Below are 301 nucleotides of genomic sequence, written 5' to 3'. Positions count from 1 at the left end.
CAGGAGATCAGTGCCATGATCCTGACCAATATCCGCCGCGATGCCGAGAGCGACCTGGGCGAACCGGTGACCGAGGCCGTTATCACGGTGCCTGCCTATTTTGACGACAGCCAGCGCAAGGCCACTCAGGACGCGGGCCGCATTGCGGGCCTGAATGTTCTGCGCATCATCAACGAACCCACCGCCGCCGCAGTGGCCTACGGCCTGGACTACGAAGCTCCCCAGAAGATCCTGGTCTACGATCTGGGCGGCGGCACCTTTGATGTTTCGATCATCGAGATCGAGGACGGCACCTTTACGG

General features: G+C 61.5%; 1 protein-coding gene. It reads left to right on the top strand.

Annotated elements, in window-relative coordinates:
- The coding region (locus P0G09_RS18740) for an Hsp70 family protein (RefSeq protein ID WP_275253426.1) at positions 1-301 on the top strand (301 nt) is incomplete at both ends.

Origin of the sequence: Faecalibacterium sp. DFI.5.82 (assembly GCF_029076575.1) — a bacterium.
Taxonomy (GTDB): domain Bacteria; phylum Bacillota; class Clostridia; order Oscillospirales; family Ruminococcaceae; genus Faecalibacterium; species Faecalibacterium duncaniae.
Note: the sequence above shows the minus strand (reverse complement) of the source record. Positions and strands in the feature narration are given on the sequence as shown.